The sequence below is a fragment of the Actinomyces denticolens genome (assembly GCF_002072185.1).
GTDB classification, from domain to species: domain Bacteria; phylum Actinomycetota; class Actinomycetes; order Actinomycetales; family Actinomycetaceae; genus Actinomyces; species Actinomyces denticolens.
The window spans coordinates 1-15,745 of the sequence record NZ_MVIW01000005.1; the positions used below are offsets into that span (position 1 = coordinate 1).

The window sequence follows — 15,745 nt, forward strand, 5'->3', positions numbered from 1 at the left end:
CCCCGCCCGGGCTCGGGCCGCCGCAGCGCCGCCCGGGCGGCCGGCCGCCGCGCTGCCGTCACCCCGCCGGTCGGGATGCCCGCGGCCCACAGGCCCGCGCCCGTCGTCATCTGCGACGTCATCGAGGCGGCCCTCGCCACCCTGGGCTGATCCGGCAGGGCGTCGGCGGGGTCGGACTGATCCGGCGAGCCCGAGGAGTGAGGAGTCCTGCGGGGCCGGGGAGGATGCCCCGAACCCGGGCTGTCGTCAGGCCCGGGCGAAGTGCTCGAAGAAGCGCGCGATGATCCGGCCCGCCACATGCTCCCCGCCGCGCACGACGCGCAGGAGCTCATCGATCTGGCCGGGGTGCCCGTAGCCCGCGTCGGTGTAGACGCTCATGCGCTGGGCGAAGCGGTCGGCGTCGAGCTCGGGGTTGAACTGGGTGCCGTAGACCGAGGCGCCCACGCGGAGCATCTGCACGGGGCAGTCGGGGGAGGAGGCGAGCAGCGTCGCGTGCTCGGGCACGCCCACGGCGCCCTCGTGGTGCCCCACGAGCACGGCGAAGGAGGGCGGCATCCCCTCCAGGAGCGGGTCGTGGCGCCCCTCCTCGGTGAGGAACACCTCCGCAGTGCCCAGGGGCTCGCCGAACTCGGCCGACGTCGTCGTGCCGAGGTGGGCGGCCAGCACCTCCAGGCCGAAACCGGTGGCCAGGACGGGGACCCCCTTGGCCAGGGCGACGGCGAGCAGCTCGCTCACCTGCTCCTCGATGCGCAGTTGGGAACGGGTCTTGGAGGCCTCGGGGGTCGAGACGTTGTAGGGGCTGCCGCCGATGACGACGCCGGAGACGTCCTCGGCGTTGAAGGAGCCGAGGAAATCGACCTCCTCGAGCAGCACATGGGTCAGGTCCGCGCGGTCGAGCCGGCCCAGGGACAGGAAGGACTCGTACTCGTCCTCGGCAGCGCTGAGCTCGGGACGCGTCGACACCATGATGAAGGGCTTCATGCGATCCACCCTAGGGCAGGCCTCGCTACGGGCAGATGTCATGGCCGCCACCCGAACGGGTCGGCGGGCCCGGCGCCCCGGACCGCCCGCGCCGACTCCGGTCATCCCCTGGTGGCCAGGAGGGCCACGAGGAGCCACAGCTGCAGGACGGACGCCGTTGCGCCCACGACGATGGCCAGGCGAGCGAGGGTCCTGCCCGTGCCGTAGGCGCGCCGCAGTCGCCGCAGGGCCCAGACGCCGAGCCCCGCGGCGGCCAGCCCCACCGCGGGGATGAAGGAGAAGGCCGCGCACAGGAGCGATGCCGTGGCGACGCCGTCGGTGCGCACCGGGGGCGCCTGGTAGCCGGGGCCGGAGAAGATCTGGGCCGGATCGAGCGAATCGGTTCCAGGGAACGGTGCGCGCGGCGGGGCCGGAGGCGGCGGCGAGGTCATGGCGGCATCCTCGCCCGCGCGGGCATCCGGCCGCATCCTCTTTGGCGGAGGAACCGGCGACCTCCTGCCTGTTCCCCGTCCGCCCGGCCCGGGCATCCCCCACTGCGACCGATGCCACCCCGGCGGGGCCCGGGGGCGGTCGGGACCATGCCCCCGGTGCGCCTATGCTGGAGGCCTGGCAGGGTCCTGCCAGGTCCTGTCGCGAGCGAGCGCCCCCGATCCCATGGGAGGCGACGCCGCTGGCCCCTTCCTCAACCCGCGACAGGAGAAGCGCAGTGCCCACATCGCCCCCATCGTCCTCGTCCCCGCTCTTCCGGGGCTGGTCCCTCCACGGCGACGGACGATCCATCACCCCCGGCGCCGTCGTCACCGCGTCGGAGCGCCTCTCATGGCCGCGCACCATCGGCATCGGCATGCAGCACATCGTCGCCATGTTCGGCGCGACCTTCCTCGTGCCGCTCCTGACCGGCTTCGACCCGGCGACGACGCTGTTCTTCACCGGTCTGGGCACCCTGCTCTTCCTCGCCGTGACCGCCGGGCGCCTGCCCTCCTACCTGGGCTCCTCCTTCGCCCTCATCGCCCCGATCGCCGCCGTCACCGGCTTCGACGCCAAGAGCGGGACCCCTCTTGACCAGGCCAAGGCCTCGCTCGCCCAGGGCGGCATCATCATGGCGGGCGCCTCCCTGCTGCTCATCGGCGTCATCGTCCACTTCGCGGGCGTGACCTGGATCGACCGTCTCATGCCGCCGATCGTCACCGGCGCCATCGTCTCCCTCATCGGCTTCAACCTGGCCCCCGCCGCCTGGAGCAACGTCAAGACCGCGCCGGTGACCGCCGTCGTCACCATCGTGGCGATCCTGCTCATCACCGTCCTGTTCAAGGGGATCATGGGGCGACTGGCGATCCTGCTGGGCGTGCTCGTGGGCTACGCCACCGCGATGATTCGCGGCGAGGTCGACTACTCCGCCATCGACGCCGCCGGCTGGGTGGGCGCCCCGCACTTCCGGGCGCCCTCCTTCGACCTCAGCCTCATGGGCCTGTTCGTCCCCGTGGTGCTCGTCCTCATCGCTGAGAACATCGGCCATGTGAAGTCCGTCTCCGCGATGACCGGCGAGAACCTGGACGACCTCACCGGCCGCGCCCTCATCTCCGACGGTCTGTCCACGATCCTGGCCGGTTCCGGCGGCGGTTCGGGAACCACCACCTACGCCGAGAACATCGGCGTCATGGCCGCCACCCGCGTCTACTCCACGGCGGCCTACGTCGTCGCCGCCATCGGTGCTCTCGGCCTGTCGATGCTGCCGAAGTTCGGCGCCCTCATCAACACGATCCCGGCGGGTGTCCTCGGCGGCGCGGCAACGATCCTCTACGGCATGATCGGCATGCTGGGCGTGCGCATCTGGGTGCAGAACCGAGTGGACTTCTCCGACCCGGTCAATCTCAACACCGCCGCCGTCGCGATGGTCGTGGCGATCGCCGACTACACCTGGGTGGTCGGGGACATGACCTTCTCCGGGATCGCCCTGGGCTCGGGCGCGGCGATCATCGTCTACCACTCGATGCGCGCCATCTCGAAGGCGCGGGGCACGAACCTCGAGGAGGCCTCGCCCGCTTCGGCGCCGGCCGGCACCGAGCTGGAGGGCCCCGCCTACTCCAAGCGCAGCGTCAGGAGGAAGTAGCGCTGCGGAGCCGGGCCGGTTCTCGACCGACCCGGTCCCGCCCGGGTGCGCCATCCCGGCGCGTGCCATCAACGATTCCGCGCCGTCGCCGGCAGTGGTCCTGCGGGCGGCGGCGCGGTCTCGACGCTGGGGCCGGCGCGGCTCAGTGGGCGGTGGCCAATGGCTCCTCGGGGGCGACTGATGCGCAGGCGGACGGCGCCTCGATCGTCTCCCCGGCGGCGAGCTCGCCGATGGCGTCGGGGGACATGAGGCCGGAGTCGTAGTCGGTGCCGATGATCACGGAGACCGAGGTGTCGGTGGGGTCCCGGTTGGTGTCGAGCAGGACGATGACGATGCCGTCGAAGGCGCGCGCCAGGGAGTAGGCGTTGGTCAGGCCCGCCTGGGAGGAGGAGATGGCGACATCGCCGTTGTAGTCGCCGTCGGGCCAGTCGGAGCGCTCGAGGATCGTCATGCCCGCCTGCTCCAGGGAATCGCCGACGACGCCGGCCAGCCCCGCGTTCTGCGTGCCGTTGTACACCCTGACCTGGATGGTGGTGAGGTCCACCGTGGCCGCCCCCGCGGGCGGGCAGGGCTGGGCGACGGCGGTCGCGGAGGCCTTGGGATCGGCTGAGAAGCCCGGGTTGTAGGAGGGGAGCAGCCCCGTGTACACGCCGATACTGGCCGCGAGGACGATGGCGAGGGCGACCAGCACGCTGCCGATGACGACCTTCTGCCGGTGCCGGAGGTGTCGGCGGTACTCAGATCGGGGGTCCGAAGTGCTCATGCTCCCCAGACTAATGGACCGGGGCCGGGACCGGGACTGCGGGCCATGGCCGACGGCGGCGCCCCCTCCCCTCGGGGCCGAGCGGGACCCCGATCAGGCGGGTGGGAGCGGGGCCAGGAGGGGGCGGCCCGAGTCGTCGAGCTCCAGGATCCTGCCGTGGATGATGGTGCGCCCGTGGAGCGCCGCGCGCAGGGCGCGGTGCAGGCCGGTCTCCAGGTAGAGGCTGCCGCGCCAGGACACGATATGCGCGAACAGGTCCCCGTAGAAGGTGGAGTCCTCATCGAGCAGGTCCCGCAGGTCGAGCGTGGCGCGGGTGGTGATGAGCTGATCGAGCCGCACCTGCCGGGGGGCGATCGTCGCCCAGACGCGCTGCTCCCTCGCCCCATGATCGGGGTAGGGGGCGGACTCTCCCACGGCCTTGAAGATCACGGCCCCATGCTAGCGGGTCATTCATCCCGGCGCCCCGGCACGATGGGGGCCCGCGGCCCCGAGTGGCGATTCTCGGGGCCGCGGGCCCTTCGTTCATGAGGCTGCTCGACCCCCCTGGTTCCCATGACAGGGGAGGAGGCAGCCTCCTTCGTCGAAGCGCCCGGCGCGGGCTCCCTAGGACCCTTGCCGGTCTCGATGCGCTCGGGTCACCGGGTTCCCCAACCCTCGCGTCGCGCATCGTCCGACGGTGACATCATTGAACCCGCGTCACCTGAAAGAAACCTGAAGGCGCGCCTGGGAGGCGGGCGGGGTTGTGCGGGGGATCCGGGTGCGAGGGTGGCGAGGTTTGAGGATTGCTCGGCCTGCCGGGCGGCACCGGCGTCCCAAGGCGAGCAGTGGTACGCCTTTGACCTGGGCTGATGCATGATGTGACGTTTTGTCAGGAAAAGGAATCCTCAAACCTCGCCACCCTCGCCGCTCGGGCGCAGTGCGGTCCCGGCTCCGACGAGTGGCGGGTGTCACTGGTGGGAGCTTCGGGAATACTCTGTACGGCCTCAAGGTTGAGTCGGTCAGGCTCAAGCTGAGCGATTGGGAAGTTGACAACGATCGACTCAATCACAATCCTTGAGCGCATACGACTCAACCAGGGGCCCCGCCCCGCGACCCCACGACCACCAAGGAGCACCACATGGCACGCGCCGTCGGCATCGACCTCGGAACCACCAACTCCGCCATCGCCGTCCTCGAGGGCGGTGAGCCCACCATCATCCCCAACGCCGAGGGCGGGCGCACGACGCCCTCCGTCGTCGCCTTCTCCAAGTCGGGCGAGGTCCTGGTCGGCGAGGTGGCCAAGCGCCAGGCGGTCACCAACGTCGACCGCACCATCTCCTCCGTCAAGCGCCACATGGGCACCGACTGGACCGTCGACATCGACGACAAGAAGTACACCGCCCAGGAGATCAGCGCCCGCATCCTGGCCAAGCTCAAGGCCGACGCCGAGGCCTACCTCGGCGAGAGCGTCACCAACGCCGTCATCACCGTTCCCGCCTACTTCAACGACGCCGAGCGCCAGGCCACCAAGGAGGCCGGCACCATCGCGGGCCTGACCGTGGACCGCATCGTCAACGAGCCCACCGCCGCGGCCCTGGCCTACGGCCTGGACAAGGGCAAGGAGGACGAGCTCATCCTCGTCTTCGACCTGGGCGGCGGCACCTTCGACGTCTCCCTGCTGGAGGTCGGCAAGGACGAGGACGGCTTCTCCACCATCCAGGTGCGCGCCACCAACGGTGACAACCGTCTGGGCGGCGACGACTGGGACGCCCGCATCGTCGACTGGCTCGTCAAGCGCGTCAAGGACTCCTCCGGCGTCGACCTCTCCAAGGACAAGATCGCCATGCAGCGCCTCAAGGACGCCGCCGAGCAGGCCAAGAAGGAGCTCTCCAGCGCGATGAGCACCAACATCAACCTGCAGTACCTGTCCATGAGCGAGGCCGGCCCGATCCACCTCGATGAGAAGCTCTCCCGCGCCCAGTTCGAGTCCATGACCGCGGACCTGCTCGAGCGCACCAAGCTGCCCTTCCACAACGTCATCAAGGACGCGGGCGTGGCCCTGTCCGAGATCGACCACGTCGTCCTCGTCGGCGGCTCCACCCGCATGCCCGCCGTCACCGACGTCGTGCGCGAGCTCACCGGCGGCAAGGAGCCCAACAAGGGCGTCAACCCGGACGAGGTCGTCGCCGTCGGCGCCTCCCTGCAGGCCGGCGTCATCCAGGGAGACCGCAAGGACGTCCTCCTCATCGACGTCACCCCGCTGAGCCTCGGCATCGAGACCAAGGGCGGCGTCATGACCAAGCTCATCGAGCGCAACACGGCCATCCCGACCAAGCGCAGCGAGGTCTTCTCCACGGCGGAGGACAACCAGCCCTCCGTGCTCATCCAGGTCTACCAGGGCGAGCGTGAGTTCGCGCGGGACAACAAGCCGCTGGGCACCTTCGAGCTCACCGGCATCGCCCCGGCCCCGCGCGGCATCCCGCAGATCGAGGTCTCCTTCGACATCGACGCCAACGGCATCGTCCACGTCTCCGCCAAGGACCGCGGCACCGGCAAGGAGCAGTCCATGACCATCTCCGGCGGCTCCGCGCTGCCCAAGGAGGACATCGACCGCATGGTCAAGGACGCCGAGGCCCACGCCGCAGAGGACAAGAAGCGCCGCGAGGAGGCCGAGACCCGCAACCTCGCCGAGCAGCAGGCCTACTCCATCGAGAAGCTCCTGAACGAGAACAAGGACAAGCTGCCGGCCGAGGTCCACGACGAGGTCAAGACCGCCGTCGACGACCTCAAGAAGGCCCTGGAGGGCACCGATTCCGAGGCGATCAGGACCGCCCAGGAGAGGCTGTCCAGCGTCTCCCAGAAGATCGGCGAGTCCCTCTACGCCGCCGAGCAGGCCGCCCAGGCCGGCTCCGACTCCGGCGCGGCGGGCGCCTCGGCCGGGGCCGCCTCGGCCGGCGACGAGGACATCGTCGACGCCGAGATCGTCGACGACGAGGAGTCCAAGTGAGCACCGGCGCGTCCGCTCCTGAGGGCGACGGCGCGGACCGCGAGCCCGTCGACCCCGGCCTGGCCGAGGAGGTCGAATCCGCCTTCGACGGCGTCGGCCTCGACGCCGAGGCGGGTGGCGCCCCGGGCGCCGCCCAGGCGGCGGGCGATGATGACCGGGCCGGGCTCCCCGAGTCGGAGACGGTGGACCAGCCCGATCCCCTGGCCGAGGCCCGGGCCGAGAGCGCCCGCCTGGCCGACGAGCTCGCCCGCGCCCGCGCGGACCTGTACAACCTCCAGCAGGAGTACCAGGGCTTCGTGCGCCGCTCGCGAGAGTCGGTGGCGGGCCACCAGGAGGCCGGCGCCGCCGGCGTCGTCGAGGCCCTCATCCCGGTCCTCGACGAGGCTGAGCTCGCCCGCCAGCACGGCGACCTCACCGGCCCCTTCGAGACCACGGTCACCAAGCTCGAGACGATCCTGGCGGACAAGTTCTCCCTCGAGCGCTTCGGCGCCGAGGGCGAGACCTTCGACCCCACCATCCACGAGGCCCTCATGGCGGTGGACTCCACCGAGGTCGCCGAGCCGACGATCGCCCTCGTCCTCCAGCCGGGCTACCGCCTCGGCGAGCGGGTCGTGCGGCCCGCCCGCGTGCAGGTCTCCAACCCGGCCTGAGACGGCAACGCTGATGGCGCGGGCGGCCCGCCCGGCCCGCGCCATCGGCCGACCCACCGCCCGCCGCACGAGTGGGCACGACAGATGCAAGGAACGGACCAACGACCACCCCAATGAGGAGGAGGTGACCCATGGCCAGCCAGGACTGGATGACCAAGGACTTCTACGCGGTCCTCGGCGTCGCCAAGGACGCCGACTCCGCGACCATCAAGAAGGCGTACCGCAAGCTCGCCAAGCAGTACCACCCCGATCGCAACCCCGACGACGCCGTCGCCGCCGAGCGCTTCAAGGAGGTCGGCGAGGCCTACGCGGTCCTGTCCGACGCCAAGGAGCGCGAGCAGTACGACGCCATCCGCAGTATGACCGGCGGCGGCGCCAGGTTCACCGCCGGGGGCGCCGGCGGCGGGGGCGGCTTCGAGGACATCCTGTCCTCCATGTTCGGCGGGGGCGGCAACGTCCGCTTCTCCACCGGCGGCGCGGGAGGCGGCGCCGAGCCGGACCTCGACGAGCTCCTGCGCATGTTCGGCGGCACGCCCAGCCCCACCCGGAGGAACGGCCGCCCGGGCGCCTTCAACTTCGGAGGATTCGGGGGCTTCGGCGGAGCGCCCGAGGCGACCAAGGGCCCCGACGTCCTCACCAGCGCGACGCTGTCCCTTCGCGACGCCGTGGCCGGCACCACCGTGGAGCTCACGGCGGACAAGCGCACCATGACCGTGCGCATCCCCGCCGGCGTCCACGACGGCCAGAGGATCCGCCTGGCCGGCAAGGGCCGCCCCGGCAACCACGGGGGCCCCAACGGGGACATGATCGTCACGATCTCCGTGGCCAAGCACCCCGTCTACTCCATCGACGGCCCCAACCTGCGCATGGACCTGCCCGTTTCGCTGGCCGAGGCCGCGCTCGGCGCCGACGTCGAGATCCCGCTCCTGGACGGGACCACCAAGAAGGTCCGCATCAAGCCGGGAACGCCCTCGGGGACCGTCCTGCGGATCCCCGGCGCCGTCATCGCCACCGCCAAGCGCACGGGAGACCTGCTCGTCACCGTCGAGGTCGCCGTGCCCAAGAAGCTCTCGAAGGCCGCCAAGAAGGCCCTCCAGGACTTCGACGCCGCCATGGAGGGCACCGACCCGCGCGCCGCGCTGAGGAACGAGGCCGCGAGATGAGCGTCCGGCGAGTCTCGCGGGCCACCGGTCAGGGCCTCGGCTTCCTCGCCGAGGACGCCGCCGACCGCGCCGTCTACGTCATCTCCGTGGCCGCCGAGCTCGCCGGCATGCATCCCCAGACCCTGCGCCAGTACGACCGCCTCGGACTCGTCCGCCCCGCCCGGACCCCCGGGCGGGGGAGGCGCTACTCCCATCGCGACGTCGAGCAGCTGCGCCGCATCCAGGCCCTCAGCCAGGAGGGCGTCAACCTGGAGGGCATCGCCCGCATCCTCGCCCTCGAGTCCCGTCTGGAGGACCTGGAGGACGAGAACCGGCTCCTGCGCCTCCGGCAGGCCGCCGTCGAGAGGGTCTTCGCCGCGGCCGCCGACGGCGAGGTCCAGGTGGTTCCCTCCAGGGGAGGGCACCCCATCCGGATCGAGCGGCAGGCGCCGGGCGCCCGGGGGCGGTGAGGCGATACCCCCGGAGGAAAGCCTCCCACCTGGGCGGATATCCCGTCGTGGGGGAGGATCGACGCCTCAGCCTCCGTGCGGCGTCCGGCCCCGGGCGCTGTGCGGAGCGTCATGTCCTGACCGCCCGATGACCTTGTAGTCTGATCCGGTCACCCCTATCAAGGAGATCCCACAATGTCTCAGCCGATGACACCCGGCCAGCCCTATAACCCGCAGTCCGCGCCCTCCGCCCCCGGCGTCCCCGGTGGGTACCAGGCGCAGTACCAGCAGCCCCAGCAGGCGCAGTACGTCCCGGGCCAGCAGATGCCCGGCCAGCCCGTCGGGGCCAAGCCCGCCGGCAGCTCGATGTTCAGTGCCCTTCTCGACGGCACCACCGACTTCAGCGCCAGGCACGGCAAGCAGATCATGCAGTTCGCAGTGATCGGCGTGATCGTGGCCTGGGCCCTCTGGTTCCTCACCGGCATTATCGACGCCGCCACTGGCGTCGACTTCGGCTCCTCCAGCGCCAAGCTGATCACCGTGTCCTGGTGGGATGCCATTCTCGTGCGCGGCATCGGCGGGGCGGGCCTGTCCCTGGTCACCCTGCTGAGCCTGCGCCTCCTGCTAGACATCGCTCGCAACGGCGCCCGGCACTGAGCCGCCGCGCCGTGACTGCCCGCTCCGAGGGTGAAGGCGCGCCTTCCCCCTCGCCGCGCGCGGCACGCTGATCGTGAGGGCCGTCGTCCCCCGCATCGCGCGGGGGCGACGGCCCTCGGTCATCCCCGGGGAGGACGGTCCCCCAGCGGCGTCATTCGTGGGAATGACGCCCGATTACCCGTCCTGGGAGAGAATCCCGACATGTTCCCTGCCCCCGACACCGCCACCCGAGGAGGACGGCCGTGACCAACCGCGCCCCCAGCGCCGTCCGCCTTCTGTCCCGCTATCTGTTCGCCTCGGGACTCGTCTGCCTCCTCTACACGTTCCTCGGCTCCTCGCCCGGGATCGGCACGCTCCTCAACTTCCTCGTCACCTGGATCGTCCCCGTCCCCATCCTCGACTGGCTCTCGGGAGTCATCCTCCTGCTGCTCGCCTCCGGCACCGCCAGGCGCAAGCGCGCGGCGTGGATCATCATGGTCATCGGCGTGGTAATCAGCCTGCTGATCTTCACCGGCCTGATCGCCTCCGTCCACCTGGCCCCGGCCGACGTCTTCTTCACCGAGGAGACCCGCTGGGCCCTCGCCGTCAATCTGCTCATCCTCATCGCGCTGCTCATCGTCCTGCTGCGCCACCGGCGGGATTTCACGGTGCGCTCGCCACGGGGCAACGCGGGGCGGGTCCTCCTCGTCCTCATCGTGGGCATCGCGATCGTCCTCCAGGTGGGGATCCTGGGCTCCTTCTTCTACACGGGGCTCGGCATCAACCAGGCCAAGGGCTTCCTCCTCGAACTCATCAGCGATCCCGATATCCCCTCGCCGGTGCCGGACTGGCTCTTCGCGCTCGTCGGCCTGGGCCTCGCCCTCAGCCTCCTGACGGCCTTCGCGGTCATGCTGCGATCCCAGCGCAGCGAGGCCCGTCTCACCATCGAGGAGGAGATGCGCGTGCGCGAGCTCCTGGCCGCCAGCCCGAACGACTCCCTCGGCTACTTCGCCACCCGGCGGGACAAATCGGCCTTCCTGTGCGAGCACGGCGGCGTCGTCTACCGGGTGGGCCTGGGCGTGGCCCTCGCCTCCGGGGACCCCCTCGGCGACCCCGCCGGCTGGCCCGCCTCCGCCCTGGCCTTCAAGCGCCATGCCGAGTCCTACGGCTGGGTGCCCGCGGTCATCGGCGCCTCCGAGGCCGGTGCCCGGGCCTACACCGAGGCCGGCCTGCGCGCCCTGCGACTGGGCGACGAGGCCGTCCTGTCCACCGCCTCCTTCGGCATCAACAACCTTCCCGAGGTGCGCCGCGCCGTCCTCAAGCTCACCGAGCTCGGCTACACCACCCGTATCCGGCGCCATGCCTCGATCCCCACCGCCGAGCTGGAGCACCTGTCGAGACTGGCCGGGCACTGGCTCGACGGCGAGCCCGAGCGCGGCTTCTCCATGGCGCTGGGCCGCTTCGCCGATCCCTCCGACGGCGAGTGCCTCATGGTGGAGGCCCTCTTCCCCGAGGGCGATGAGCGCGGGAAGATCGCCGGCCTGCTCTCCTTCGCCCCCTGGGGCGCCGACGGCGCCAGCCTCGACGTCATGCGCCGCCATCCCCAAGTGGACAACGGCGTCACCGAGCTCATGGTCGCCGCGCTCATGAACGACGGCCGTGAGCTGGGCATCCATCGCGTCTCCCTCAACTTCGCCGTCTTCCGCTCGGCCTTCACCGAGGGTTCCCGGATCGGCGCCGGCCCCATCCAGCGGCTGTGGCGGCGCATCCTCCTGCTCGCCTCGCACTGGTGGCAGCTCGAGGCCCTCTACCGCTCCAACGCCAAGTACGACCCCGAATGGGTGCCGCGCCTCATCTGCTACCCCGAGCCCAGTGACTTCACCCGGGTCGCCGCGGCCATGGGCGTGGCCGAGGGCTTCGTCAACGCGCCCCGATGGCTCTGCCCCATTCCCGATCAGGACCGGCGCACCGCTCAGGAATCCGCCGCCCTCCTCGCCGTCACCGCCGGATCGGCGATCGCCCGCCCGGAGCCCAAGCGCTCCGATCAGCTCGTGGGCCGCGCCGCTGCGCGCGAGGCCATGCTCGCGAGCGGCATCGATCCCTACCCGGCATCCGTGAGCGTCGACGCCGCCTGCGCCACCGCCGAGGGCGCCTGCTGCGTGGCCGGGCGCGTGCTGACGATCCGCGACCACGGCGGCGTCATCTTCGCCACCCTGCGCGACGCCAGTGGCGATCTGCAGATCCTCCTCGAGGCCGGTCGCGCCGGCGCCGAGGCCCTCGCCTCCTTCCGGCGCCTCGTGCGCAACGGGGATCAGATCGCCGTCGTCGGCGAGATCGGGGAGTCGCGCACGGGCACGCGCAGCCAGCTCGCCGATTCCTGGATGATGACCTCCAAGGCGCTGCGCCCTCTGCCGGACAAGCGCCGGGGCATTCAGAACCCCGAGGCGCGGGTGCGCTTGCGCCACGTGGACCTCATCGTCAACCCGCGTCAGCGCGCCATGGTGCGATCCCGTTCCGCCGCCATCCAGGCCGTGCGCTCCACTCTGCTGGGGCGCGACTACCTGGAGGTCGAGACCCCGATCCTCCAGCCCGTCCACGGCGGTGCCAACGCCCGGCCCTTCCGCACCCATATCAACGCCTACGACCTCGACCTCTACCTGCGCATCGCCCCCGAGCTCTACCTCAAGCGCCTCATGGTGGGCGGCCTGGAGCGGGTCTTCGAGATCGGGCGCAACTTCCGCAACGAGGGCGCCGACGCCACCCACAATCCCGAGTTCACGATGCTCGAGGCCTATCAGGCGCACGCCGACTACAACGTCATGAAGGACGTCATGCGGGACATGGTCATCGCGGCCTCCCGGGCCGCGACCGGCTCGACGATCGTGCGGGGGAGCGTGGGCGGCGTCGAGCACGAGATCGACCTCGCCGGCCCCTGGCGGACCGTCACCATCGCCGAGGCCGTCTCCACGGCGCTCGGCGAGGAGGTCGGCACCGACACCCCGGTGGCCGAGCTGCGCCGCCATGCGGAGAGCGTCGACATGCCCTACGACCCCAAGTGGGGCTGGGGCACGATGGTGCAGGAGCTCTACGAGCACTTGGCCGAGGGCACGACGGTGGAGCCGACCTTCTTCTCCGACTTCCCGGCCGACACCTCGCCGCTGACCCGCCAGCATCGGCACGATGCCCGCCTGGCCGAGCGCTGGGACCTCATCATCTTCGGCTCCGAGGTGGGCACCGCCTACTCCGAGCTCGTCGACCCCGTCATCCAGAGGGAGCGGCTCACCGCCCAGTCCCTGGCCGCGGCGGGAGGGGACCTGGAGGCCATGGAGCTCGATGAGGCCTTCCTGGCCGCGCTGGAGCAGGGCATGCCGCCCTCGGGCGGCCTGGGCATGGGACTGGACCGCCTCGTCATGATGCTCACCGGCGCCTCCATCCGCGAGACCATCGCCTTCCCCCTGGTCAGGCCCGGGCGATGAGACGCCGGGCCCTGGCGATCCTCGCCGTCGTCCTCTACAACACCTGGCTGGCCTGGCCCCTCAACGGCAGCCCCGCTGCACTCCTCGGCTATGTCTCCGAGCTCGCCGCCGCCGACCAGCCCTTCGCCTGGTTCTTCCGCGCCGCCGATATCGCCGCCGCCGCCGTATTCGCCATGATCGCCCTCCTCGGCCGACGGGGCTGGCGGGGGTGGCTCGGCGCCCATTGGAGCCGTCGTCTCTGCCTCGCCCTGCTCGCGGTGGCGGTGGGCACGGCCCTCGATGTCATCTTCAACCTGCCCTGCGCTGAGAGCAGGGACCACGCCTGCGCCGCCATGCCGAGCATGGAGCGGCACCTGCATGAGGCGGCATCCGTCATCACCTCGACGGCGCAGGTCGCCATGATCGCCATCGTCGCCCTGGCGCTCGCGGCCCGCGATGGGTGGACCCGGCGGGCACGACAGGTGGCCCGGCTGGCCGGGGTGGTGACCGTGCTCCTGCTCGCCAGCGCGGTCGCGCCCTACGCCCTCCCCGGCGCGCAAGGCCCCATCCAGATCGTTCAGATCCTCCTATGCTCGCTATGGATCGCCTCTCTGGCATGGCATCTACCTCAGGAGCAGCATGACTGACGCGCAGGACCACTGGGAGAGCCGGCTCGCCGAGCACACCGTCCACCGCCGCCCGGGGGCCGGGCCCGCCGTGGTCCTCCTCAACGGATGCGGCCTGGCCTCAGTGGCCTGGGACGCCGTCGTCGAGGCCCTGCCGGGGCGCGCCATCATCGCCGTCGACCGTCCCGGCCGATGCGGCTCCGTCAACGAGGGCGTCCCCGATCTCCTCGGTGAGGCGCGGATCCTCGCCCGGATCATCGACGGCGAGGAGCCGGCGGTCATCGTCGCCCACTCCATGTCCTCCTTCCAGGCCGAGGCCCTGGCGCGCCTGCATCCCGGCGCGGTGGCGGGGGTCGTGCTCGCCGACCCGGCGGTGGAGGTGGACGCCCGCGCCGGCCGTCTGCGGCGCGCGGCGGCCGAGGTGATGGCGGATGCGGCGGGCGCGGCCCTCCGCCTCGACCCGTTGCGCGGCGCGGCCGCCGCCGCGATCCGGTTCGGGATGCGCCGGGAGACCTCCCACCCGGAGGCGGTGGACGACCCGTTGTGGCGCGCCTGCCACGACACCCGCGAGGCCCTGTCCGCCTCTGCGGCCGAGCTCGCCTCCTACAGCGCCCAGGCCGCCGACCTCGCCGCGCTGCGCGCCGAGCAGGACGGGCCCGCGCCGGCTCCCGCGATCCTGCTGGAGGGCAGGCCCTTCCACCCCGCGCGCCAGGAGCAGGTCCTCGAATCCGCCTTCTCCCACCTTGAGATCCGGCGGCTGCCGCAGGCGCGACATCTCGTGATGCTCGATGCCCCCGAGGAGATCGCCCGCGCCGTCAACGACGTGAGCGAGGCGGTCACTGCCGCGCCGTGATGCAGCGACGGCGGCGCGCCCGGTGGCGCGGCGTCGCGCCACCGCCCCGGCGCACGTGGGGCCCCCGTACGCATGGCGCGGGGGCCCCACTCGTCGGCAGCCGGACCGCCGTGCTCGTCAGAGCGAGCGCGTCACAGCTTCGCCGCGCCGCTGGTCACTCGTTGCCGAGCTTGGAGTCGGCGGTCTCGACGGCCGAGTCGATCTTCTCGTCGAACTTGCCGCCGGTGACCTTCTTGGCGGCCCCGGCCGCGGCACCGAGGACCTTGTCGCTGACGGCCTCGGCCTTGTCGCTCTTGAGGGCCTCGCCGGCCTTGTCGGCCAGGTCTCCGGCCTTGTTCTTGAGGTCATCGATTCCCATGATGTTCTCCCTTCCGTCGGGGGACGCCGCGCCGGGCGGCGCGTGTCTGACATGATGGAATCAGACACAGTCCCATAGGGCAAACTGACGAGCTTCCCACCCTGTCACGGGAAGCGCGAATAGGTGACTGAATCCGACCGGTGCGGCGCTCCGCCCGGAGCGCCCGGGTCCACCCGGGTCCACCCGGGATCACCACTGCCAGGTGGGCCGCGGTGCCTGTCCGGCGGCATCGGCCAGGCGCAGGGCCTCCCGGGCGGAGCGGGGGAGCAGCGAGTGGACGAGTCTGTAGGAATCCTCGACGAGCTCATGGGCGGTGGAGGCGTCGTACCCCGGCGCGGTGAGGTCGATGCTCACCCAGTGCTTCTTGGCCTGGTGGAAGCCGGGCTCGGTCCAGGGGATGGAGCGCCGCACGGCGACGGCGTCCTCCGGCTCGAGCTTGACGTTGACGATGAGCCTGCCGTCGGTGTGGGTGAGGAGGAGCGCGAAGAGCCGGGGCCCGATGCTCGCCACGCTCGTGTCCCACTCGGGCTTGTGCCCCACCCAGGCCCCGGGGAGCGTGGCGGCGTACTCGAGCAGTTCCGAGGCCCGGTCGAGGGCCGATTCGGCGGATGTCATGCCTCAAGGCTACGGCTCCGGCTCCGGCGGTCACCGGTGCGGTTCGCCCCTACCGGTGCGCTCTGCCCTGACCGGTGCGATTCGCTCCCACTGGTGCGGGCACGACGCACCGGTGGGAGCG

General features: G+C 71.5%; 15 protein-coding genes. 9 read left to right on the forward strand and 6 right to left on the reverse strand.

Going from position 1 to position 15,745, the window contains the following annotated elements; all coding sequences use genetic code 11:
• Window positions 1-246 precede the first annotated feature (246 nt).
• Window positions 247-981, reverse strand: coding sequence for a glutamine amidotransferase-related protein (locus B1H55_RS02250; protein WP_073452525.1), 735 nt, complete (start codon window positions 979-981; stop codon window positions 247-249).
• 101 nt (window positions 982-1,082) lie between these two features.
• Window positions 1,083-1,412: an imidazolonepropionase gene (locus tag B1H55_RS02255; protein ID WP_073452652.1), complete on the reverse strand. Its 330-nt coding sequence runs from the start codon at window positions 1,410-1,412 to the stop codon at window positions 1,083-1,085.
• A 275-nt stretch (window positions 1,413-1,687) separates the two neighbouring features.
• Between B1H55_RS02255 and B1H55_RS02260 the strand changes: the two genes are divergently transcribed.
• Window positions 1,688-3,091, forward strand: a complete 1,404-nt coding sequence (locus tag B1H55_RS02260) for a uracil-xanthine permease family protein (protein ID WP_172575565.1) — start codon at window positions 1,688-1,690, stop codon at window positions 3,089-3,091.
• Between the two features lie 142 nt (window positions 3,092-3,233).
• On the opposite strand, the gene B1H55_RS02265 is transcribed toward B1H55_RS02260, so the two are convergent.
• Both B1H55_RS02265 and B1H55_RS02270 read right to left on the reverse strand, forming a co-directional pair.
• Window positions 3,234-3,854, reverse strand: coding sequence for a LytR C-terminal domain-containing protein (locus tag B1H55_RS02265; RefSeq protein WP_073452527.1), 621 nt, complete (start codon window positions 3,852-3,854; stop codon window positions 3,234-3,236).
• A gap of 93 nt (window positions 3,855-3,947) precedes the next feature.
• Window positions 3,948-4,283, reverse strand: a complete 336-nt coding sequence (locus tag B1H55_RS02270) for an antitoxin VapB (protein WP_073452528.1) — start codon at window positions 4,281-4,283, stop codon at window positions 3,948-3,950.
• A gap of 688 nt (window positions 4,284-4,971) precedes the next feature.
• Between B1H55_RS02270 and dnaK the strand changes: the two genes are divergently transcribed.
• The 8 genes from dnaK (at window position 4,972) to B1H55_RS02310 (ending at window position 14,651) form a co-directional block, all read left to right on the forward strand.
• On the forward strand, window positions 4,972-6,840 hold the full coding sequence (gene dnaK, locus B1H55_RS02275; RefSeq protein ID WP_073452531.1) for a molecular chaperone DnaK: 1,869 nt from the start codon (window positions 4,972-4,974) through the stop codon (window positions 6,838-6,840).
• Window positions 6,837-7,490 carry a nucleotide exchange factor GrpE gene (locus B1H55_RS02280; protein WP_073452532.1) on the forward strand — a complete coding sequence of 218 codons (654 nt, stop codon included), beginning with the start codon at window positions 6,837-6,839 and terminating at the stop codon, window positions 7,488-7,490. Before dnaK ends, B1H55_RS02280 begins: the two co-directional genes overlap by 4 nt.
• A gap of 131 nt (window positions 7,491-7,621) precedes the next feature.
• Entirely contained in the window at window positions 7,622-8,653 is a 1,032-nt protein-coding gene (locus B1H55_RS02285; RefSeq protein ID WP_077240866.1) for a DnaJ C-terminal domain-containing protein, read from the forward strand.
• Complete coding sequence (locus B1H55_RS02290; protein ID WP_073452536.1) at window positions 8,650-9,102, forward strand: heat shock protein transcriptional repressor HspR; 453 nt, start codon at window positions 8,650-8,652, stop codon at window positions 9,100-9,102. Before B1H55_RS02285 ends, B1H55_RS02290 begins: the two co-directional genes overlap by 4 nt.
• A gap of 174 nt (window positions 9,103-9,276) precedes the next feature.
• Entirely contained in the window at window positions 9,277-9,738 is a 462-nt protein-coding gene (locus B1H55_RS02295) for a hypothetical protein (protein ID WP_077240867.1), read from the forward strand.
• 242 nt (window positions 9,739-9,980) lie between these two features.
• Window positions 9,981-13,193 (forward strand): bifunctional lysylphosphatidylglycerol synthetase/lysine--tRNA ligase LysX, encoded by a 3,213-nt coding sequence (gene lysX, locus B1H55_RS02300; RefSeq protein WP_077240868.1) that lies wholly within the window; start codon window positions 9,981-9,983, stop codon window positions 13,191-13,193.
• A complete protein-coding gene (locus tag B1H55_RS02305; RefSeq protein ID WP_073452541.1) occupies window positions 13,190-13,819 on the forward strand; it encodes a DUF998 domain-containing protein in 630 nt (209 codons plus the stop codon). The genes lysX and B1H55_RS02305 overlap by 4 nt, the downstream gene beginning before the upstream one ends.
• Window positions 13,812-14,651: an alpha/beta fold hydrolase gene (locus B1H55_RS02310; RefSeq protein ID WP_077240869.1), complete on the forward strand. Its 840-nt coding sequence runs from the start codon at window positions 13,812-13,814 to the stop codon at window positions 14,649-14,651. The genes B1H55_RS02305 and B1H55_RS02310 overlap by 8 nt, the downstream gene beginning before the upstream one ends.
• Window positions 14,652-14,805: 154 nt before the next feature.
• Here B1H55_RS02310 and B1H55_RS02315 read toward each other — a convergent pair whose 3' ends face one another.
• Window positions 14,806-15,009, reverse strand: a complete 204-nt coding sequence (locus B1H55_RS02315; RefSeq protein WP_073452544.1) for an Rv0909 family putative TA system antitoxin — start codon at window positions 15,007-15,009, stop codon at window positions 14,806-14,808.
• Window positions 15,010-15,198: 189 nt separating this feature from the next.
• A complete protein-coding gene (locus B1H55_RS02320) occupies window positions 15,199-15,624 on the reverse strand; it encodes an MmcQ/YjbR family DNA-binding protein (protein ID WP_077240870.1) in 426 nt (141 codons plus the stop codon).
• Window positions 15,625-15,745: the final 121 nt, after the last annotated feature.